This is a genomic window from Novosphingobium sp. 1529 (assembly GCF_040544855.1).
Taxonomy (GTDB): domain Bacteria; phylum Pseudomonadota; class Alphaproteobacteria; order Sphingomonadales; family Sphingomonadaceae; genus Novosphingobium; species Novosphingobium capsulatum.
The window spans coordinates 542064-563249 of the sequence record NZ_JBEPKW010000003.1; the positions used below are offsets into that span (position 1 = coordinate 542064).

A 21186-nucleotide genomic window follows, 5' to 3' on the forward strand; every position below is an offset into this window, starting at 1 on the left:
TTCTCTCCGGCTTGATCAGTACTTGTATCCAAGGCGCACGCCATACGTCCGGGGCGGGGCATAGACCGACGACAGCACACCGCCGGCTGGCGCCACGTACTGCGTGAACAGTGGCACCGCCTGGTTCGTGATGTTGCGAACATAGCCGGTGATCGACCAGCGTTCGTCGGTCGATCCGAACGTGGCCGAGGCATCGAATGTCCAGAACGAACCGCTGTTCTGCTGCGCGAGATATTCGAAACCGACGACGCTGTTGGACCGGTAGCGGGCATCGCCGTTCAGCACGAGCTTGCGATCGCCGAGCGGAATCGTCTGCTCGATCCCGCCGTTGAGCGACCAGCGCGGCGAATTGTAGCTGGGCTTGCCGGCGCAATCGATCGCGTAGACAGCCGCGCCGCCCGCAGTTGTCGGCGTTACGGCACAGCCCACGGCCGGCGGGGGTGAAGCCGCATCACGGGGCGTGTTGTAGGTATAGCTGGTGGCCTTGGCGTCGAGATACTGGACCGTCCCGCTCAACCGCGTGTTGCGCGTAACCAGAACCTGCGCTTCCACATCGACACCCTTGATGGTCGAGGTGCCGATGTTCTCTGTAAAGTAGTTGGTGGCGTTGTTGGCATCCAGGCCATAGTGCGACACCTGCTGGTTGCGATAGCGCCAGTGGAACAGCTCGATGTTCAACTGCACGCGGCTGTTGAAGAACCGGTTCTTCGAGCCGAGCGTCCACGCCTCGACATATTCCGGGGCGAAGGTTTCGTGCCCTGGGGCGTTGGAGAAGCCACCCGAGCGATAGCCCGTTTCATAGCTGGCGTAGAGCAGCGATGCGCGCGCGACATCGTATTCGGCGGCCAGGCGATAGGTCACGCGGCCCTTGCTGATCGCGGCATTCACCTGGTTGGGAATGTAGAACAGGATGTTGCCGGCCGAACCATAGGGCACCGCGTTGGCTGGCCCGGGCAGGGCAGGTACGCCTGGCACCTGGGCAAGGGTCTGGACAACCGGCAGCGATGGCCCGCCAAAGCAGCCGGTGCCGAACGGCGGCGGCGCATTGTTGCACAGTTCGACGAGCGTGTCGGAGCTACCGTTGAACGTCTTGCTGTCGTGCGTGTAGCGCCCGGCCGCGACAAACCGCAGGGCATCGCCAAGATGGGCGGTTACCCGTCCAAAGGTGGCGTAAGACTTGGTTTTCGACGTGAAATCCTGGAAGGAGATGATCTGGTACTGGTTGATGCCATACTGCCCCTTGACGGTTTCGTCGAAGTAGTAGCCGCCGATCAACCAGTCGAACGGACCGACCCGCGGACCTTGGAAGCGCATTTCACCGCTGAACTGGCTGTCGTTCTCGCGGTTGAGCGACCCTCTGAACGACGGGCCGTTGAACAGGTTGTCGAGTTTGGAGTGCCGGTAGGCCGGCACGATAGTGAGCGTGCCGCCGGCCAGATCGGCATTCACCTCGCCGGTCAGGCCCCAGTAGGTGTTGTTGAGATAGGGGCGCACCAGCGGCGCCGGATTGATGAACGTGCCGGGAATGACCGCTTGCGCAAAATAGGCGCTGCCCGAACGCGACAGGAGGCCGCTGTACGGATCAACGTTTGCCGGCGTGAACGTGTAGTTCGCCGGGGATGTCGCGGTTGCGGGCGTGCCTGGCGTGAAGTTTTCCGTGCCGACATAGCTGCCGCCAACGCCCCGGCCGCCCTGATGCGAATAGTCACCGCTGATCCTGACGGTCACGCCGGGGCTCGGACGGACGAGCAACTGGGCGCGGATGGCCTGGCCCACTTCATCAGACGTGCCGTCCTGGTTGTAGCCGTCCCGGTTCACGATCTTGCCGGCCAGGCGGAACGCGGCATCGTCACCGATCGGCAGATTGGCTGCTGCTTCGACGTCAATGGCATTGTAGTTGCCGAAACCGCCCGAAAGCGAGACGGACCGCTCGCCCAGCTTAGGCTTGGCCGGAATGACGTTGATGGCCCCACCCGTGGCGTTGCGGCCGTACAGCGTGCCTTGCGGCCCCTTGAGCACCTCGATCCGCTCCAGATCGAAGAACGTGCCGGTGGTCGATGTCGGCCGGCCCAGATAGACGCCATCGAGGTTGAACGCGATCGCCGGGTCGGAATAGCCGTTGTTGGTGAAGTTGCCGACGCCGCGCACGAAGAACGTGGTGTTGGCGCCGCCGCCTTGCTGCACCGTCAGCGCGGGAACCGTGGCGTTGAGCGTCGTTGCCGTCACCACTCCGGCGCGCGTCAGTTCCCCTGGCGAAACGACATCGATCGCCACGGCGGCGCGCTGCGCGTTTTCGACCCGGCGCTGCGCCGTGACGACGATCTCGGCAAGCCCGGTGGTTTGCCCGGATGGTTCGGCCTGGGTAGTGGCTGCAGGCGCCACGGCAGCGCCAGGCGTGGCGACTTGCGCGGCAGCGGTCATGGGAAGCGACACCGCCGCAAACGCAGTGCCGACCAGCAATAGTGCCTTCATCATTTCTCCCCTTCGTGGCTCTCTTGGGCCTTGTTGGGGTGATTAAGCCTGGTTTGCCGGGGTTGGGCAAATTGCATGTTCGCACCACATTATTCGCATAGTGAATGATCTGGGCATTTCCCTCGTTTTCAGTGATGATCCCTTGCTGCTATAGCCGGGGGCATGACGGCTCCGCTCAACCTGGCTTCGCTCGACCTCAACCTGATGGTCATCTTCGATGCGCTGATGAAGGACCGCCATCTCTCGCGCGCCGGTGATCGGGTCGGGCTGAGCCAGCCAGCGATGAGCCACGCCCTGCGTCGCTTGCGCGGGGTACTGGGCGACGATCTGTTTATCCGCCGCGGCGGTGCCATGGATCCAACCCCGCGCGCGCTGGCCCTGGCCGACCCGATCGGCGGTGCGCTCGACCGGCTGCGCGCCGCGTTGGACACCGAGCCCGAGTTCGAGCCGGCCACGGCGGAGCGCAGCTTCACGCTTACCATGTCGGATGCGAGTGCAGCGCACCTGCTGCCCAACCTGATTCCCCGCCTGCGGGCCAGCGCTCCTGGCGTGGACATCGACCTGCTGGCATCGGGCGCGCGCGAGGGGACCGAGCACCTGCTATCCGGCGCGGCCGATCTTGGCCTGGGCGTATTTCCCAACCTGCCCGAACGCCTGCACTGCGAGCCTGTCCAGACCCTGAAGATGGTCTGCATCGCCGATCGCGCGCACCCGGCACTGTCTGGCGGAATGACGCTTCAGGCTTTCCTGACGCTGCCGCATGTCGGCGTGGATATCGGCCAAGGCACTGGGGCGAATGTCGACTCGCTCATCGAAACCATGGGCCTGCGCCGCCGCATCATGCTGCGCGTGCCGCATTTCCTGATCGTTGCCAGCGTCGTGATCGGGTCAGATCTTCTCGCAGTCGTGCCATCGGCGATCCTGCGCGAGGAGGAGAAGGCCCATCTGACGATCCACGAGCTGCCGGTTGCCCTGCCGGAAATTGCCATCCACATCGCGTGGCGCGCGCGTCAATCGCAGGATCCCGCCCTCCGCTGGCTGAGGAAAGCGGTGGCAGAGGCCATACGTCAGCCGTTCTGGAGAGCCACGCCGATCCAGAATTGCGCCTGCCGCTGATTGGCCGTGGATCAAGGCACTCAAAAACCCGTCTGTTAACAATTCATTCTTGCAGCCGATGTACCCCGAAATGGGAGTTGCTGCGGGCAGACACGGGATGGACGACCTCCACGGCAAGAGTGCGGTCGATCTGCAATTCGCGCTGATCGATCAGGCGCTGGACAAGAGAGGCTTTGCGCTGCGCTTTCCGCGCGTGCTGGAAGAGCAGTTCGAGCAGGAGACCGGGCCGGTGCGGGTGCGCTGGTATGTGCGCATGGCGCTCTTGTCCCTGGCGCTGTTCGATTCGCTTATCGTGCTCGACTATTTTTCCCTGCCCGATGCATTTGGCTTGGCGTTGGTCCTGCGGTTCGGGCTGGTGACCAGCCTGACGGTCGCGGCGGTCTGGATAACCGCGCGCCATCCTCCCGCCGCCGTGCGCGAGGGGCTGCAGGTGGCACTCTCCACGATCATGGCGCTTTCCATCTATATGCTGGTCGTCGCCAGTGCGAGCCCGCTGCGCGAGAACTACCATCTGGGCATCCTGTTCGTCATGATGTTCACGGTGATGGTGCTGCGCCTGCGATGGCGCTACGCCCTCTTGGCAGCGGCCGCCACGGTGACTGTCCAACTCCTGACCCTGGCCAGTCTCCAAGACGCCTCGGTACAGTCGAAAGGCGCATCCGCCTTCCTCTCGCTCGCCTTTGCCGGTTTCGCGCTGGTGGCGCTCTACAGCCTGGAAAAGATGGAGCGGCGCGGCTGGCTGCGTTCGGTTCGCGATCGCCTGTGCGCGCAGGTTTTCGAGGAACTGTCGATCATCGATCCGCTGACCGGGCTGGGCAATCGGCGTGCCCTGGAACAGTGGGTCACTATCCAGCGGCAGGTTCATGTCGGCCGGCCGGTATCCGTGGTCATGGTCGATATCGATCACTTCAAGGCCTATAACGATACGTTCGGCCATCTTGCCGGGGACGACTGCCTGCGCCGCATTTCGGGGTTGCTGGTATCCGAGGCGCGCAAGACGGGTGACCGGGTATGCCGGTTCGGCGGGGAGGAGTTCATTGTCTTCCTCATCGACATCGATCAGCCGACCGCGATCCTTGTTGCCGAACGCATGCGGCGCGAAATTGCCGCGCGGCGCATACCGCACAGGGCACCGATCGGGCCGCCCTTTGTCACTGCCAGTTTCGGCATTGCGACAGGCGCATTGACGGATGATTTCGATCTCAATGTGCTGATCGAAGGCGCCGACGCCGCGCTCTACAAAGCCAAGCAGCGCGGGCGCAACTGCATCGAGCCGCCGCTGCTGGGCCTGGCCGAGCCCTTGCACGCCACCGGATAAGTGCTGGCGCTGCCTTCGCCCTGCGGCGGTCAGACGACCAGCAACGCGTCAGGTCGAAGGGAACAGCTCGGGATGGGACAGAAGCCGGCGCTGGCGGGCATGGAGGCCCATGACGATGACCAGGAAGCCGAGAAGACAGGCGCCCGCGACGATCAATGCCCCTCTGCTGTCGGTGGCCGTAACGCTCAGGGCACACAGCAGCGGGCCAAGGCTGGCACCGAGCGCCTGGGCGCCGGGGACGAGCAAGGTGGCCCGCCGGGTGGGATCGACTTCGGCGGTGAAGTTGAGCTGATACGGCATCAGCAGGCCCCAGAACACGCCGAAGCAGACGGCGCACAGCGCAAAGCCGATGGGCCCGGGCAATTGAAACAGGATGACGATCAGCGCCGCGTTGCACGCCACCGAAATGCCGTAGATCCGGAAAAACGAAACCTTCGGCGCGATCGCGGCGGTCAGCAGCGACCCCACGATCGAGGCTGCCACCGTCACTGCAAGGACGAGGCCGATCAGGTCTGATCCGAGGTGGGCTTCCGTGCCGATTTGCCCGAGGTAGGAAAAGAAGCCGAAGACGAAGGCGTAGACCAGCACCACGCCCAGCAGGCTGAGCGCGCCGGCCGGTGGCAGCTTTTGCGCGGGGTCCCCATCGGACTGATCGTCGGCGACGGCGGGCAGCCGGTTGGGCACGCCAAGCACGAAGACCGCCGCGAGCGTTGAAGTGCCGGCCAGCGCCAGGAACCCACCGTTGGCGCCCCAGGCCGGCATCAAGGTGAGCGGCAGGAGCGCCGAAAACGCCACCTGGACCAATCCCTGCAACACCATCAGCACGGCGCCGAGCTTGGAGGGATTGCGCGAGCGCGCCAGCAGAAGCGAAGGGATCGACAGCAAAACCCCCGCGCTGAATCCGGCAATCCCGCGATCGACGTACAGCAGCGGCGCTGCATGGCGCATGCTCATCACGTTGGCAGCGATCAGCGCCATGGCCGCAAGCAGCCCGCGCAGCCGCAGATGAACCGGCTGGAGCCTGGCACTGGCCAGCGCCACCCCGGAGGCAAGAGCAAGGAACTCCACCGTCACCGCGCCGCCCAGGCCCGCGGCCGATATCCGGCCTTCGTTTACCAATGCCCCGAACAGCAGCGGCTGAATGCCGGCGATCACCAGGGCAAATGTCCCCACCGCCATCACCGCTGCAAGCTCGCGGTGCGACGGCGGATCGAGCAGCCAGGCCTGCCGACGCTTCACCGATGTAGCCATACGCGCTCTCCTCGCCGGTGGACCGCCGACGCATTGAGGCTAGCTAAAACTATACACCTGTCAATGGCGTGTCGCCGCCGTCCGGCTCATGACGTGGTCAAGCGGCTCATGCCGGTGAGGATCAGGGCAGCTTCCTTGAACAGAGTCGAGCGGGCAACCCGGTCTTCTTCGAGGGCCAGTTCATCGACCACGAAGCCGAATTCGGCACGAATGCGCAGCCTGGCCCACAGCGTTTCATCGGAAAGGTCGGTAATGGCCGGGCGGTAAAACCGGAACATCTGGTCGGTGAACCGCCGCTGCCATTCCAGCCGCACATGGGCAAGATGGGGCAGCGCGCGCATCGCGCGGATGGTCCACACGCCGCCGGGCTGCGTTTCGATGATCTCGGACGCGGTGCGAAACCAGTCTGCCAGCAGGATCGGGTTTTCGCTGGTGTCCAGCGTCGCGCCATTCTTGAAAAGCCAGACGGCAAAGGCATCGAACTGCCGCTTTTGCAGCCGCGTGGCGAGTTCCTCGATGATTTGATACTTGTCATCGAAGTAGCGATAGAGCGCTGGTGGGGTGAGCTGCGCGCGTTCGCAGATCGCGTTGGTCGTCAGCCGCTCGAACCCGACTTCGCCCAGCAATTCGCCGGCCGCGGCGATTAGCTTCTCGTAGGTTTCGATCGCCCTGCGCGAGCGCGGAACCACCTTCGTGTCTTCCAGATCCTGGTTGCGCGCCGCGTCTCGCTTTGGAGTCGCGCGGGGGCGTGCGGCCTTGCTTCCAGCCGACGATGCGCGCGCTTTCTTGAGAACTTTATTCTCGCCTGTCGCTGTGTCTGCGACGGTTTCCGTTTTTCCTGCCATGCCTTCCCCTAACCGAAAAAGCGCCGCCACGCGACAGCTGGCGGTGGGAAATGCATCCATGCCCCCCCCTGTCGATCGGCCTATTGCCAAATGGATAGTTTTAGCTAACTTGTCACAAACAGATGAGGAGCAGATCGATGGGGAGAAGCACCAAGACCAATCGCATGATCGGCGCAGCAAGCGCGACGGCGCCCATGGCACTGATCGTCGCAGCCTTGCTACCCGGCCATGCGCTGGGCCAGACCGCACCGGCTGCTGCGGGCCAAACCACGCCAGTGTCGAGCCAGAGCGGCGCTGTCGGCCAGGGTGATATCGTGGTCACGGCACAGCGTCGTAGCGAGAACATTCAGGACGTGCCGATCACCATCGAGGCGTTCTCGGGTGACTCGCTCAAGAAGCTGGGCGTCGAGGCTGCCGCCGATCTCGGCAAGATTGCGACCAACGTTGTGGTCTCCCTGCCGCAAGGCGCAGGAAACCAGCCCGCGATCACCATCCGCGGGATCGGGCTGAACGTGAACAATTCCAACAATTCCGGGCCGAACGGCATCTATGTGGATGAGTTCTATCTCAGTGCTCCCACCTCGCAGGCCTTCGCGATGTTCGATCTGGATCGTGTCGAGGTGCTCAAGGGGCCGCAGGGGACGCTCTATGGCCGGAATACCTCGGGCGGCGCGATCAACTTCATCACGGCCAAGCCGACGAATACGTTCGAGGGCTATCTCGATGCGCGCTACGGCAATTTCGATACCTCGCAGATCAGCGGCGCGGTCAGCGGCCCGCTGAGCGACACGCTCTCGGCCCGCTTTGCCTTTGTCCGGAACTATTCGGAAGGGTACAATTACAACACGTTCCTCAATCGTCGCCAGAACGGCGCCGATGATGAGTCCTTCCGCGCGTCGCTGCTCTACAAGCCGACGCCGGATCTGCGCATTCTTGTTGTCGGGCATGTCTCCCATGTCGATCGGCTGCCTGACAATTACGCGCATCTTGGCGCGTTCGAGCCGGGCTCGGTCGAAACCGGATCGCCCGTGGTCTGTTCGGTTGCTGCAACCTATGCCTCGCACTGCGTCGACATCTACAACCAGCCGAGCGACCCCAAGCGCTATTCCATCGCGTCCAGTCGGACAGAGCATCTGAAAGTGACGGACAGGGGCGTTGTCGGGCGGATCGAATGGTCGCCGGGCACGATCACCGTCACGTCCGTGACTGGCTATAATTACAACCAGCGCATCCTGCCCGAAGACAGCGACTCCTCGCCCTATCGCGAGTTGGAGGTGAACTGGGGCAACAACAGCAACGAGTTCACCCAGGAATTGCGCGTCAACCAGACCAAGGAAAACTACAACTGGGTGGCGGGTGTCTATTACCTGCACGAGCGACTGAACCAGAACCAGGATTACGCGCTTCTGCTCGACATCGACCGGTTTTACGGTCCTGGCGCGGGCGATGGTCTGGCCAGCCGGCAGTTTGCCCGCAATACGCAGGTGACAGACGCCTATGCCGCGTTCGGGCAGGGCGAATACAACCTGACCCGCACGCTGCGCCTTGTGCTCGGCGGCCGGTTTACCCACGAGCGCCGTTCGTTCCTGTTCAACAGCCAGGTGCAGTACCAGAGCGGCGGCATGGACAACTTCACGCCACTGGCTCAGGTTGCCGACAGCACGAGCCGCCTGCAGAATTCCGCATTCTCCTATCGCATCGGCCTGAATTTCAAACCGATGCCTGGCGTTCTTGCCTATGCGACCCTGACGACAGGCTTCAAGGGCGGCGATTTCAATGGCGGCTTTCTCAGCCCCGACCCCGCCCAGGCCGCCTATCAGCAGCGCCCGGTGAAGCCGGAAAAGGTGACAACCTACGAAGTGGGCATCAAGACGACGTTCCTCGATCGCGCCGTCACGTTCAATGCCGCGCTGTTCTACAACGATTATCGCGACATGCAGCTGTTTGCCCTGGTGCCCAGCCCGATCGGGCCGCTAAATCTTGCGGCCAATGCCGAAAAGGCGCGCACCTATGGCGCGGATATCGACCTGACCGTTCGCCCGGTCCGCAATCTGACGTTGAGCGCGCAGGTGGGTCTGCTGAACACCAAGCTCGTGCGGTTCCTGCTGGTGGCCGATCCCACCGTGCCAGACTATTCGGGCAACCAGCTGGCGTTCTCGCCCAAGTTGAGCACGTTCCTGCAGGCGCAGTACCATATCCCGATCGGCGAAAGCCAGGCGATCGACCTGCAATACAGCGCCACCTACAAGGGCCGGCAGTTCCTGGACGCGACCAACGATCCCTATACGACGCAGCAGGCCTATTGGACGCAGGACGCACGCGTCGCGCTGACCATCTCGCAGCTCGAGCTGTCAGCCTTCGTGCGCAATCTCGGCAACACCTACTACGCCACCGCTGCGTTCAACAGCATCAGCCCGTTCGGCTACGTCCAGCCCAACTATGCGCCGCCGCGCACCTATGGCGTTGGCGCGAAGATAAACTTCTGATCCAGGCACAATCCCTCTTCAGCGAGCGAACCACCATGACCCATACCCTGACGCTGCTGGCCGACGATCTGGCCTTCGGCGAAGCGCCACGCTGGCACAACGGCGCGCTCTACCTTTCCGACATGCACGCCAACCGCGTGCTGCGCTATTCGGAAAGCACCGGGTGGGAGGTTGTGGCCGAACACGATGGTCCCGTCTCTGGCCTGGGCTGGTTGCCGGATGGCGACATGCTGGTCGTGTCGATGCACGACCGCAGGATCCTGCGCCACCGCAACGGCGTGTTCGACGTGCATGCCGATCTTTCAGGCATTGCCACGTGGCACGCGAACGACATGATCGTGGCGCCAGACGGGACTGCCTATGTCGGCAACTTCGGCTTCGATATCGACACTCATCCCATTTCGCCGTGCACCGCGAGCATCGCGCGGGTTACGGCCGATGGCACGGTGTCGACGGCGGCGGCCGGATTGTGGTTTCCCAACGGCATGGTCATCCAGCCCGACGGCGCCACGATGATCGTTGCCGAAAGCGGCACGCGCGTGCTGACCGAACTGACGATCGCAGCCGATGGCGCGCTGGTCGAACCGCGGCTCTGGGCGCGATTGCCCGACGATGCACTGCCCGACGGCATTTGCCTGGATGCCGCCGGCTGCGTCTGGGCTGCCTCGCCTACATCGCGCGAAGTGCTGTGCCTGCGTCGGGGCGGCGAAGTGGTCGATCGCATCGCGACCGAGCAGGAAGCGATCGCCTGCGTGTTCGGCGGTGAGGACCGGCGCACCCTGTTCATCCTCACCGCCGACAGCAGGACGCCGGCGATCGCGCGCGACGTGCGGACGGCCCGGGTCTATGCCGTGCGAATGGACGTGGCCGGCGCCGGCCTGCCCTGACCGATCATCGTTGCAGAAGGTGCCTCGGTCCGCGCACGCGGGCCGAGGCACGCTGTTTCAGGCCGCTTCGCTCTTGCTCTTGCGGCGCTCCGCCAGGTTATGTGCGCCCAACTGCTCGGCCTGGCCGGCAATCTTCAGCAGTTCGGCCGCATTGCCACCCAGCCGCCGCACGAACTTGGCACGGTCTGCGGGCATGAACACCTCCAGCTTGCGCCGGCGCATCGCCTCCAGCACCACTTGCGCGACATAGTCGGCACTAACCGCGTCAGAGAGGAATGCCATGGGCACTTCGTCGCTGGCCGCCTCTGCCTCCAGCATCGGCGTTTCCGTCGATGTGGGGTGGACGATCGTGAAGTTCAGCGGCGAATCCCGCTCTTCCATGGCCAGGCCGAGGTGGAAAGCGCGCAGTGCGAACTTTGCCGCGGCATAGCTGGCGAGCCCCGGGAAGGGCAGGAACGCGGTCATGCTGCACACCGTGACGAAGTGTCCATGCCCCTGTTCCCGAAAGCGCGGCAACGTGGCGACCATGCCGCGCATTGGCCCCATGGCATTGACTTCGAGTGTCAGCGCATGATCGGCCATCGCCACGTTGCGAACGTAGCCGGTCCGCACGATCGCCGCGTTGTTGATCAGCACGTCGAGCCGGCCGTACTGCGCCCATGCCAGGTCGAGCGCCGCAGACCATTGCGCGTCCGAGGTAATGTCGAGCGCGACGCTTTGCGCGCGCTCGCCGATGTCCTGGGCAACGCGTTCCGCGCCGGCAACATCGATGTCGGCGATCAGCACCCTGTGTCCCTGCGCGGCAGCAGCGCGCGCGATGGCAGCGCCGATGCCGCTTGCGCCACCCGTCACAAGGACAATCTTTTCCTTCGTCTTCCGCATTCGTCTTCCTCTCTGAACCGACGGCAATGGCACCCCCGCCCAAATGGGGCCGGCGTGCCGCCTGCGCGGAGACTCTCGCAAGCGGCGCAGCCCTGACGGAGGTGCCCCCAAGCCTTGGTAGGGCGTCCACGCGCGGATTGACAGATAAAAAATATAGTGAAAGCTATACAGATTGAATGGTCTGCGGATATGATGGTTCGTCCGGTGCGGACAGGAGAAGGAAGATGGGGATGGCGGAGCCAGAAGCACTCGCGGCAACAGCCGTCGGCGGCGGGCATTTTCGGATCAGGGGATTGTCGCATCTCGCGCTCGTCGTGGCCGACGTGGCGGTGACCACGGCCTTTTATCGCGATCGCCTGGGCATGGCGGTGATCCACGACGGCAGGGCCGAGGAGGTGCCGAACGCAAAGGGTATGATCGGGCAACTGCTGCTGGAACTGGAGCAGCGCGAGGCCAAGGCTGGCACCGATACCATCACGCCTGCGCTCACCGTGGACGATATCGATGCCGCGTTCGCGGCGCTGGCCGATGTGCGCATCGGCGTGGCGGACCAACCCGATGAGATGTTCGGCGTCCGCTATTTCTCGGTCCGCGATCCCGATGGGCGCGCGGTTGAGCTTATTGCCTTCCCCAACGGGGAGGCTGACCTGGGCGCCTTCGGGCGCAAATTCTTGGAAGGCAGCGCCGCATGACCCAATCGCTTTCACCCGAAGCCCGCCTGGAGGAACTCGGCCTCGTGCTGCCGCCGGCGATCCCCTCCATCGCCAACTTTGCGCCTGCCCTGCTCGATGGCGGCTTGCTCTATCTTTCCGGGCAAGGCCCGCGCGATGCGGCCGGCTACCGCTTTGGCAAGGTCGGTGCCGACGTTTCTGCGGACGAAGCGCGCGAGCATGCCCGGCTGGTGGGCCTTTCGCTGCTTGCCGTCATACGCCAGGAACTCGGCTCGCTCGATCGCGTCCGGCGCGTGGTGCGCCTGTTCGGCATGGTCAATGCGACGCCGGACTTCGTGCTGCATTCGCGCGTGATCGACGGCTGCTCTGACCTGATGTGCGCGGTGTTCGGCGAGGAGGCTGGCCGCCACGCGCGATCGGCAGTGGGCGTGGGCTCGCTGCCGGGGAACATCACGGTCGAAATCGAGGCCGTTGTCGCGGTGCATCCATGAGCGGCGCAGAGCAGACCCCGCTGCGCTTCGATGGTGATCTGTCGGGCACGCTCATGCCCTGGGACAAGGGGGTGCCGGGGGGCGGCGGACCGATCCCGCTGGCAGACGTGGCGGGCAAGCGCTGGAATCTCTTGCGAGAAGACCTTCCCCTGCCGGTCGCGGTGCTGGACGGAGACAGCCTAGAGCGCAACAGCCGCTGGATGCGGAGCTTTGCGGCCGAGCACGGCGTGGCGCTGGCCCCGCACGGCAAGACCACGCTCGCCCCGGCGCTGTTCGACCTGCAGATGCGCGATGGCGCGTGGGGGATTACGGTATCGACACCCCACCAGATCGCCGTTGCCGTGGCGGCCGGGCATCGGCGCATCTTTGTGGCGAACCAGCTGATCGGGCGCAGCGGCATCGCCTATGTGCTGGATCAGCTTGAGCGGGATCCTGAGCTTGCCATCTATTCGCTGGTCGATTCGCTCGATCTGGTCACACAGCTCGCCGCCGTCGCAGCCGGGAAAGGCGGTCGTCGTGCGCTGCCGGTGCTGGTCGAAATGGGCTTTGAAGGCGGGCGCACCGGATGCCGAACGGTGGAGCAGGGCCTTGCCGTCGCGCGGGCGGTGGCGGCCTCGCCGTACCTCGAACTTGCCGGGGTCGAAGGCTTTGAAGGTATTATCCGCAAGGCGGACCTGGAATCCACGCTCGACGCCGTGAACGCGTTCCTGGGCCAGGTTGTTATGCTTGCACAGGCGTGTGACCGGGAAGGGCTGTTCGCCTCGGACGATGTGCTGCTGAGCGCGGGCGGATCGGGCTTTTTCGATCTGGTCGTCACCGCGTTCAACGCCGCCCGGTTGGAGCGCCGTACCACCACGCTGCTGCGCAGCGGCTGCTACATCACGCACGACTCGGGCCTGTACACGTTCCTCTTCTCCCTGTTGAACATGCGGGCGCCCGAACTGCTGGCCGAGGATGCGCCAAGCCCGGCCTTGCGCGTCTGGGCCTATGTGCAATCCATGCCAGAGCTCGGCCGCGCGATCGTCACCATGGGCAAGCGCGATGTCGGCTTTGACGAGATGCCCAAGCCGGAGCTTTGGCATCGCCCCAGCGCAGACATGTCGGCGCCGCAGGCGCTCACGCCAGACCATCAGGTCATCGCACTCAACGACCAGCACGGGTTTCTCGATATCCCGCGCGATTCCCCGCTGCGGGTGGGCGACATGATCGGCTTCGGCATCTCTCATCCGTGCCTCACTTTCGACAAGTGGCGGGTGCTGCACGTGATCGATGGCGCGTTCGACGTCGTCGGATCGATCCGGACCTATTTCTGAGCACACAAAAAACTGGAGAGGAATTATGGCAAACCCGCTTATCGAACGCCTCAAGCGCGGCGAAGTCTGCGTCAACGGGTGGCTGCTGGCATCTGACAGCTATGTTGCCGAGGTCATGGCGCAGACCGGCTGGGACAGCCTGACGATCGATCTGCAGCACGGGCTGCATGACTATCGTTCGGCGGTGGAGAGCCTGCAGGCCCTGCATGGCCGCGGCCCGGTGCCGCTGGCGCGCGTGCCGTGGAACGAGCCGGGCATCATCGGCAAGATCCTGGACGCGGGCGCATGGGGCATCATCTGCCCGATGGTCAACAATGCCGAGCAGGCGCGCGCGCTGGTGGATGCCTGCCTCTATGCGCCGCAGGGTGCCCGCTCCAACGGGCCGGTTCGCGCCGGTTTCTATGGGACGGCGTCGCCCTATCAGGGGATCGCCAATGCCAATGTCCTGGTTCTGCCACAGATCGAGACGGTCGAGGCGGTGGAGAATCTGGAGGCGATCCTCGATGTGCCGGGCATCAGTGGCGCCTATGTGGGGCCGAGCGACCTTGGCCTGGCGATGGGGCTCGCGCCCGTGCTCGATCGTCAGGAGCCGGAAATCCTGGCGATCTACGATCGCGTGATTGCGGCCGTGCGTGCGCGCAATCTCATTGCCGGCATCCAGAACGGAACGGCCGCCTATGCCGCGGAAATGGCGGCGAAAGGCTTCCAGATCGTGACCGTGGCCACCGACGTCAATCTGATGGGCATGGCCGCGTTCCAGGCCGTGACGACGACGCGCACGCTGATCAAGCAGTCGGCATCCACAGAGGCCGCGACCGCCTGATCATGACCAAGAGCTGGTGCGCGGCCTGGCCCGCGCACCAGCTCTTTCGTCAGTCGCGGTAGCTGGGATCGATACGGTCGAGCTTGCGCAGCAGCGCCGGCCATGCCAGCCGCTCTGCCACCAGGCCCATGCCGGCAGGCGATGATTGCAGCGCGACCTTGGACAGCGTTTGGGGCGGCGGAGCATGCAGCGCATCGCGACCGGCCGACAGCATCAGGACCTGCGCCTCGCAGGCGCGCTCGAGGAAATAGAGACGCAGGAAGCAGGCAGCGACGCTCTTCCCGACCACCAGTGTGCCATGGTTGCGCAGGATCATCAGGTTGGCGTCTCCCAGATCAGCCACCAGGCGTTCCCGTTCCGCCAGATCCACCGCAAGTCCTTCATATTCATGATAGGCCAGGCCGCTGCCGGCGATCATCGCGGTCTGGGTGTGGGGCAGCAGCCCGCCCTCCATGGCCGAAACAGCCTGGCCATGCGGGGTGTGAAGATGCATCACCGCGGCAGCGTCCTCGCGCGCCATGTGGATCGCCGAATGGATCGTGAAGCCGGCGGGATTGACCGGGTGCGGCGTCGGGCTCACCGGATTGCCATCGACATCGATCTTCACGAGGCTGGACGCGGTGACTTCCTCGAACATCAGGTCGTATGGGTTGATCAGGAAATGATGCTCGGGCCCGGGGATGCGCGCGGACAGATGGGTGAAGATCAGGTCGTCCCAGCCGAAATGGGCGACGAGCCGATAGGCCGCGGCCAGGTCGATCCGGATCTGGCGTTCCGCCGCTTCCACGGAATCAGGGGCTTGCGTGGCGTTCAGGGTCATGCGTCTCTCCAGTGGTTATTGCCGCAAGGATGCCACAGACCGGCTGGTCGCTTTGTCGATTGGCCGACATTTTCCTGCGGCCCAAGGATGATCGAATGACAAAGGAAGCGCAGTTCCTTGCGGCCATGCAGGGCGAGAGCGAATGGTTTGCGAGCCTGGCCGATCCGATCCAGGCGCAGCTGGCCGCCGCCGCGCAGGTGCGCCGGGTCAAGGATGGCGAGGCGGTCTATCCCAGGGCGATGCGCCCGACGGGCTGTACGCCATGCTGCAGGGCCGCGTTCGCCTGATTGCGTGGAGCCCGGGCGGCGTCGGCTGCCTGCTGCTGCTCGCCGCCGAGGGCATGTGGTTCGGCGAAGTCTCGACCATCGATGCCGCGCCCCGCCAGCAGGACGCGATCGCGCAAGGGGCGTGCCAGGTTGCCCGGATACCGCTTGCCGCGATTGCGGAGATTGCCGCACAGCAACCCGAACTGTGGCGGCATATCGGCCGGCTGGCCTGCACGCATCAGCGCCAGGCGATCAGCCACATTCAGGATCTCCTCAGCATGCCGCGCGCCGCTAGGGTGGCCAAGGTGCTGCTCGCATCAAGCGCGGGTGACGATGCCCCGGTGGCGATGACCCAGGACGAACTTGCCGGCACCTGCGGCATGGGACGGCAGACTGCCAATGCCATTCTGGGCACGCTGGAGCAGGCCGGCATGGTGCGGCTGGGCTATCGCGTGATCTGGATTCTCGATGCGGAACGCCTGGCGCGCGTCGCCATGGGCGAAATCTGCCGCACCAACAAAGAATAGTATTTACTATATGAAATTTTGCGGTAGCGTGCGGCAACAGGCACACCGCTTGCCGGCGGGCAGGCGTCCACCGCGCGGCGAGCCAGGGAAGGAATATCTATGTCTGTTGCCGGAACATGGAACATCATCGTCAACTCGCCGATGGGGCCGATGAAAAGCGTGACCACCTTCACAGTTTCGGGGGATAGCCTGACCGGCACCGCCACCGATGCCGATGGCGCGCCGCACCCCATCCAGGACGGCAAGATCACCGGCGATAAGGCGCGTTGGAAGATCGACATCACCAATCCGATGCCGCTCTCGCTCACGTTCGATGGCACCGTGGCCGAAACCAGCCTGAACGGCAGCGTTTCGGCCGGCCCGTTCGGCGCGTTCTCGTTCACCGGCGAGCGCGGCTGAGCACCTTCCAGCGCACCTGCTTCGACCCTGGCGGGCCGGGGCGTGCGCGGATCATCCACCCATCCTTCCACGTCCGGTTCCGGCGCGCCCATCGCCCCGGGGCTTGCTTGTCCGGGACAGTGTTCCATGTCAGCGCAACCATTGCAGGGCGACGTCCCGCGCCAGTCGATCAGCGACCTTGCGGACCTGCCCCATCCTTTCGAAGCGGGTTTTTCCGAGGATTTCGCCGCGCTGTTCGGAACTGCCGAACGGCTGTTCAAGGCGGGTAGCAAGCGCATCGTCGTGTTTCGTGGCGAGGATCTGCGCAGGATCGCCGCGCTTCCGGCGGTGGGCAACATGCCGCTTCGCGCCCTTGCCGAGCGGGCGATGGAAGAGGCGGGGGACGATCAGGCCGAGCACGACCAGCCCGATGTGTCGAACTTTGGCCGCATCCTCTTCAATCAGATTTTCACCGCCAATCCGCCGCTCCACGGCCCGACCCGCCAATTGCTGGCCAAGCCGTTCGGCATGAAGCAGGTGGCCGCGTTCGACGATCTGGTACGCGGCGTGGTGGACAAGGTCCTGGCCGAGGTTGCCGGGGCGGGCGAGATCGATTTCGGGTTCGACTTCACCGAACAGGTCACTGCGGGATTCTGGGGCGCGCTGATCGGTCTTACGCCATCGGAGCAGCGCCAGGTCGTCGAGCAGGTGCGCGCGATGACGTCGTTCTTTTTCCTCGTGCGCACCGCTGCCGAGACGGTTGAGGCCAACGCGGCCATCGGCGCCTATCTGTCGCTGATGGCCACGGCGATCGAACGGACATTGGCCGAAGGCAACAATCCGCTGCTCGCCACCATGGCGGCGGAGTTCGATGCGATCACGATTGAAGGCAAGCCGGAAAGCGTGGCGCTGTCGCTGGCCGCCAATCTGATCGACGGGTTCCATACCGCCGCGCTCGCTGCCGCCAACGCCACATATCAGCTACTCCGCCATCCCGCTGCGGCGGCAGAGGTGCGGGCGGACGCGCAGCGGGTCGGCGCCGCGATCGACGAGGGCCTGCGGATGTCGTCCCCGGTCATCGTGACACACCGCTATGCGCTGGAAGACTTCGTGTTCGACGACGTGCTGGTGCCGGCCGGAACCGCGATTGCCATGCTGTGGGCGGCAGGCAATCGCGATCCCGATATTTTTGACGATCCCGGCACATACAGGCTGGAGCGGATGCGGCGCTATGACGCCACCTTTGGCGGCGGCATTCACCTGTGCCCGGGCCGCAATATCGCCCGGTTGATGGTTCATCGCATGCTCGCCCGGCTGTTCGCCCCTGACGTGCGGATCGAACTGGCCGGGCCGGTGGAGTGGATCACCCAGTCGACCATGCGCCAGCCTTACCGCATGCCGGCGCGGATCGACATAATGCCGGCCTAAAATTCCGCCAGCAGCCGCCCCATACCGGAAATGCGGTCCTTGATCCCAAAGCTGCGGAGCGCGTGCCAGTAGGTGGCGGTGTTGATCGCGATCACCGGCTTGCCAAGGCGGGCCTCGTGTCGCGCGGCGATGTCGACCATCGACAGGTTGGTGCCCACCTGCACGATGGCATCCACATCGTCGCCATCGAGATGGTCGATGACAGCGTCGAGCCGATCTGGCGTCACTTTGGCGATATCGGTCCAGCGGCGGCATTGCAGCGGGACATCACGCTTCACCGCAAAGCCGCTTTCCTCGAGAAACCGGCGGACTTCGGCGTTGGCGACAGGATAATAGGGCGAGACGAAGCTCACCGATTTTGCGCCATAGGCATGGAGCGCGGCGGCAACCGATTCCGCGCCGATGGACGCGCCCACGCCCGCCACCTCCTGAACCTGCGCCTTCCATGCCCGTGCGCCATCGACGCCGCCGTAAAAGGTGACGGCCGACATGCCGAGCACGAGGTAGTCGGGCTTGCAGGTCATCACCGATCGCACCGCATCGAGGGTGTTTTGCGCGATCGCCGTGGTGCCGGCGATGAAGTCCTCGTTGGTGAGGGCGTAGGGGTCTTCCACCCAGATGCGCGAGACGTGGTTGGTCACGCCGTCGGGGCGCATTCGCTCCATATCGGGTTGGACGACGGTGTTGGTCGAGGGCGCGACCACGCCGAACAGCGCGCGCCAGCCCAGTACGTCGGTCATTTTGGCAGGTCTCCTGTAGTCACCACGCCGTCACGCGATCTGCGCGGCGAGGTCGAGGCTTTCGAACATGGCCTGGCGCAGCATGTAGGCGCGGCGCTTGTCGTCATCGGCCAGGATATCGAGCATGGCGCGGCGACGGGCTTCATGCGCATTGTCCTGGTTGCCGCGGATGAATTCCATGTTCTGGCGGGTCTGCGTCTGGGTGAACGTGTGCGTCACCGTACGACGCTGGCGGTCGAACAGCGCCAGGCCTGCCTCGGCACTGGTGTTGCCGGTGATTGCCGGCGCCAGCTTGTCGAACAGGTTGAACGCGTCATGGATGCCCGAATTCATGCCGAAGCCGCCGAGCGGGTTGTTGAGGTGGGCGCTGTCGCCGATCAGCATCACGCGGCCTTCGCGGAACGACTTGGCGACGCGCTGGTGCACTCGGTACAGTGTGCGGTGTCGGGTTTCCACGCTCGCGCCGTCGCCGGTGATGCGGTCAAAAATGGCGTTCTTGTTGGCGTCCGAGCGCAGCGTCGTCTCGTCCACATCGCCGTTGACCGGCACCAGCACCCGCCACAGCGAGGGCACACGCAGCAGCACCAGCCACTCGGCGGGGTCGCTGACGTAGTTCACGTAGGCGAGGTTGGGCAGGTAGTCTGCCAGCTCCACCTCGGTGGACAATGTCAGGAAGCGCTCGGGATAGGTGAAGCCATCGAATTCGATGCCCAGCCACTTGCGCACGATCGAATTCGCCCCGTCGGCGCCGATCAGGTAATCGGCGCGGATCGTCTCGACGCCGGTCATGGTTTCTACCCACAGGTCGACCCCGGCCTCGTCCTGGCGGAATGTCAAAAGGCGGCTGTTGAAGCGGATGTCGGCGTGCGGCAGCTGGGCGAGACCTTCCGCCAGTGCGCGCGAGAGATGATACTGTTCGCACTGGATACGGAAGGGATAGCGAGTGACGTCGGCGATCTCGGAGAGGTCGAACGCGATCACTTCGCCGCTGGCGCGGTCGCGCCAGTGGAACACCGGTGCTTTCAAGCCACGATCGAGCAGCATTCGGGTGATGCCGATGCGGTCGAGCATCTCGAGCGTCGGGGGATGAAAGGTGGATGCGCGCAAGTCTTGCGCGCAGTCGGCGCCCGTCTCGAGCACGATTACCGAGATACCTTCCTGCGCCAGCAGAGTCGCCATGACCGTGCCGACGGGTCCGGCACCGGCGATGGCCACCTGGCAGCGATTATGCCCTGTCATTTCCGCATTCTCCGATCAGCACCGGCCCATCGCAGGAGCCGGTGAACACCCGGCGGTTATGAACGCGACCACGGTGCCAGGAGCAGGACGCGGGCACTCTATCCACCTGCCGGTTAGGCGATCAGCACGCGTGTTTTTCCAACCACTTGGCAGCGCTGGAGAGGCCTGGCCCGGGCGGCTGGCTCACCGCCTGTCGGCGATTTTTGGGGTAAGCGGCGGCGCGCGCAGCCGTGCATGCGAACGCCTTGGCCACGGGCCCTACAGTTCGGGGTCGATGGAAAAGGCAGGCAATTTCGATGGCGGACCCTCTTTTGCGTGCGCGCCTGGCCGAGGGCCGCTTCTTCATGGTGCCCGGCGTGCAGGACATGATCGCTGCCGTGATCGCGCGAAAGGTCGGTTTCGAGTTTGTCTACGGCACCGGCTACTGGCTGACTGCCTCGGCTTTTGGCCTGCCCGACGCCGGCATCGCGACCTATACGCAGATGCGCGACCGGATGGAGACCCTTGTGCGCACCAGCACCGCGGCTGTCATTGCCGATGGTGATACCGGCTATGGCGGCCTTATCAACGTGCATCACACGGTGCGCGGCTACGAGGCCGCCGGGGTCACTGCGATCCAGCTTGAGGATCAGGAGTTTCCCAAGAAATGCGGGCATATGCCCGACAAGCGGATCGTGCCGGTGGAGGATATGGTCGAGCGCATCAAGGTTGCCTGTGCGGCACGGCACAGCCGCGATTTCGTGGTGATTGCCCGCACCGACGCCCGCCAGTCCGAAGGCGAGCAAGGGGTGCTGCGGCGGCTGCGCGCCTATGCCGAGGCCGGGGCCGACGTGCTCTTTCCCGAAGCGCTGGTCGAGGAAGAGGAAATGGCACGGGTCTGCGCCGAACTGCCGCTGCCCTGCATGGTCAACATGGCAAACGGCGGGGCCAGCCCGATGCTGGAGCCGACGCTGCTGGCAAAGCTGGGCTTTGCCTTTGCGATCTACCCCTCGCTGACCAGTCTGGCTGCGGCGCAGGCGATGGAGACCGTGCTGCGCGCGCTCAAGGATACCGGCGCCGGAGACCCTGACGGACTGTTTGATTTCAGGGAATTTTCCGCATTGATCGGGATGGACGAGGTGCGCGAATTCGAACGCCGATGGTCGCGGCCATCCGTCTAGGCGGCGTGCAGGACGGCACGATCTCGGCATGGCGCGAGGCTGATTTATCCGCCTGTCGGATAAAACCTTGATA

General features: G+C 64.5%; 20 protein-coding genes. 13 read left to right on the plus strand and 7 right to left on the minus strand.

Annotation, left to right across the window (positions count from 1 at the left end):
* Positions 1–15 precede the first annotated feature (15 nt).
* The gene (locus ABIC78_RS10245) at positions 16–2472 is read right to left on the minus strand and encodes a TonB-dependent receptor (RefSeq protein WP_354489434.1); all 2457 of its coding nucleotides are present in this window, start codon (positions 2470–2472) and stop codon (positions 16–18) included.
* 162 nt (positions 2473–2634) lie between these two features.
* On the opposite strand from ABIC78_RS10245, the gene ABIC78_RS10250 reads away from it, so the two are divergent.
* Complete coding sequence (locus ABIC78_RS10250) at positions 2635–3588, plus strand: LysR family transcriptional regulator (protein WP_309804974.1); 954 nt, start codon at positions 2635–2637, stop codon at positions 3586–3588.
* 97 nt (positions 3589–3685) lie between these two features.
* On the plus strand, positions 3686–4906 hold the full coding sequence (locus tag ABIC78_RS10255; RefSeq protein ID WP_169048515.1) for a GGDEF domain-containing protein: 1221 nt from the start codon (positions 3686–3688) through the stop codon (positions 4904–4906).
* A gap of 48 nt (positions 4907–4954) precedes the next feature.
* Here ABIC78_RS10255 and ABIC78_RS10260 read toward each other — a convergent pair whose 3' ends face one another.
* Positions 4955–6157 (minus strand): MFS transporter, encoded by a 1203-nt coding sequence (locus ABIC78_RS10260; RefSeq protein ID WP_171796778.1) that lies wholly within the window; start codon positions 6155–6157, stop codon positions 4955–4957.
* An 86-nt stretch (positions 6158–6243) separates the two neighbouring features.
* On the minus strand, positions 6244–7032 hold the full coding sequence (locus tag ABIC78_RS10265) for a TetR/AcrR family transcriptional regulator (RefSeq protein WP_354489437.1): 789 nt from the start codon (positions 7030–7032) through the stop codon (positions 6244–6246).
* 107 nt (positions 7033–7139) lie between these two features.
* Here ABIC78_RS10265 and ABIC78_RS10270 point away from each other — a divergent pair, with 107 nt between their 5' ends.
* Entirely contained in the window at positions 7140–9488 is a 2349-nt protein-coding gene (locus ABIC78_RS10270) for a TonB-dependent receptor (RefSeq protein ID WP_354489439.1), read from the plus strand.
* A gap of 35 nt (positions 9489–9523) precedes the next feature.
* Positions 9524–10375 carry an SMP-30/gluconolactonase/LRE family protein gene (locus ABIC78_RS10275; protein WP_169048516.1) on the plus strand — a complete coding sequence of 284 codons (852 nt, stop codon included), beginning with the start codon at positions 9524–9526 and terminating at the stop codon, positions 10373–10375.
* A 57-nt stretch (positions 10376–10432) separates the two neighbouring features.
* On the opposite strand, the gene ABIC78_RS10280 is transcribed toward ABIC78_RS10275, so the two are convergent.
* Positions 10433–11257 carry an SDR family NAD(P)-dependent oxidoreductase gene (locus tag ABIC78_RS10280; RefSeq protein ID WP_354489441.1) on the minus strand — a complete coding sequence of 275 codons (825 nt, stop codon included), beginning with the start codon at positions 11255–11257 and terminating at the stop codon, positions 10433–10435.
* Positions 11258–11487: 230 nt separating this feature from the next.
* Here ABIC78_RS10280 and ABIC78_RS10285 point away from each other — a divergent pair, with 230 nt between their 5' ends.
* From ABIC78_RS10285 to ABIC78_RS10300, 4 genes are read left to right on the plus strand one after another with little or no spacing between them, the layout of a single operon-like run.
* Positions 11488–11949 carry a VOC family protein gene (locus ABIC78_RS10285; RefSeq protein WP_171798678.1) on the plus strand — a complete coding sequence of 154 codons (462 nt, stop codon included), beginning with the start codon at positions 11488–11490 and terminating at the stop codon, positions 11947–11949.
* Entirely contained in the window at positions 11946–12419 is a 474-nt protein-coding gene (locus ABIC78_RS10290) for a RidA family protein (protein WP_022677700.1), read from the plus strand. The genes ABIC78_RS10285 and ABIC78_RS10290 overlap by 4 nt, the downstream gene beginning before the upstream one ends.
* On the plus strand, positions 12416–13732 hold the full coding sequence (locus tag ABIC78_RS10295) for an amino acid deaminase (protein ID WP_354489444.1): 1317 nt from the start codon (positions 12416–12418) through the stop codon (positions 13730–13732). Before ABIC78_RS10290 ends, ABIC78_RS10295 begins: the two co-directional genes overlap by 4 nt.
* A 25-nt stretch (positions 13733–13757) precedes the next feature.
* Positions 13758–14555, plus strand: a complete 798-nt coding sequence (locus ABIC78_RS10300; protein ID WP_354489446.1) for an HpcH/HpaI aldolase family protein — start codon at positions 13758–13760, stop codon at positions 14553–14555.
* A 49-nt stretch (positions 14556–14604) separates the two neighbouring features.
* Here ABIC78_RS10300 and ABIC78_RS10305 read toward each other — a convergent pair whose 3' ends face one another.
* A complete protein-coding gene (locus ABIC78_RS10305) occupies positions 14605–15375 on the minus strand; it encodes a class II aldolase/adducin family protein (protein ID WP_354489448.1) in 771 nt (256 codons plus the stop codon).
* A 95-nt stretch (positions 15376–15470) separates the two neighbouring features.
* Here ABIC78_RS10305 and ABIC78_RS10310 point away from each other — a divergent pair, with 95 nt between their 5' ends.
* The 4 genes from ABIC78_RS10310 to ABIC78_RS10325 all read left to right on the plus strand — a co-directional run bounded on the left by ABIC78_RS10310 (position 15471) and on the right by ABIC78_RS10325 (position 17974).
* The gene (locus ABIC78_RS10310) at positions 15471–15662 is read left to right on the plus strand and encodes a hypothetical protein (RefSeq protein ID WP_354489450.1); all 192 of its coding nucleotides are present in this window, start codon (positions 15471–15473) and stop codon (positions 15660–15662) included.
* Entirely contained in the window at positions 15638–16168 is a 531-nt protein-coding gene (locus ABIC78_RS10315; RefSeq protein WP_354489452.1) for a Crp/Fnr family transcriptional regulator, read from the plus strand. The genes ABIC78_RS10310 and ABIC78_RS10315 overlap by 25 nt, the downstream gene beginning before the upstream one ends.
* Positions 16169–16267: 99 nt before the next feature.
* The gene (locus ABIC78_RS10320; protein ID WP_022677695.1) at positions 16268–16567 is read left to right on the plus strand and encodes a hypothetical protein; all 300 of its coding nucleotides are present in this window, start codon (positions 16268–16270) and stop codon (positions 16565–16567) included.
* A 126-nt stretch (positions 16568–16693) separates the two neighbouring features.
* Positions 16694–17974 carry a cytochrome P450 gene (locus ABIC78_RS10325; RefSeq protein ID WP_354489454.1) on the plus strand — a complete coding sequence of 427 codons (1281 nt, stop codon included), beginning with the start codon at positions 16694–16696 and terminating at the stop codon, positions 17972–17974.
* Here ABIC78_RS10325 and ABIC78_RS10330 read toward each other — a convergent pair.
* Together ABIC78_RS10330 and ABIC78_RS10335 are read right to left on the minus strand one after the other, a co-directional pair.
* Positions 17971–18714, minus strand: coding sequence for a maleate cis-trans isomerase family protein (locus tag ABIC78_RS10330; RefSeq protein WP_354489456.1), 744 nt, complete (start codon positions 18712–18714; stop codon positions 17971–17973). The two genes, ABIC78_RS10325 and ABIC78_RS10330, sit on opposite strands and share 4 nt — an antisense overlap.
* Positions 18715–18744: 30 nt before the next feature.
* Positions 18745–19929 carry an FAD-dependent oxidoreductase gene (locus ABIC78_RS10335; RefSeq protein ID WP_354489458.1) on the minus strand — a complete coding sequence of 395 codons (1185 nt, stop codon included), beginning with the start codon at positions 19927–19929 and terminating at the stop codon, positions 18745–18747.
* Between the two features lie 320 nt (positions 19930–20249).
* On the opposite strand from ABIC78_RS10335, the gene ABIC78_RS10340 reads away from it, so the two are divergent.
* On the plus strand, positions 20250–21113 hold the full coding sequence (locus ABIC78_RS10340; protein ID WP_354489497.1) for an isocitrate lyase/PEP mutase family protein: 864 nt from the start codon (positions 20250–20252) through the stop codon (positions 21111–21113).
* Positions 21114–21186 lie beyond the last annotated feature (73 nt).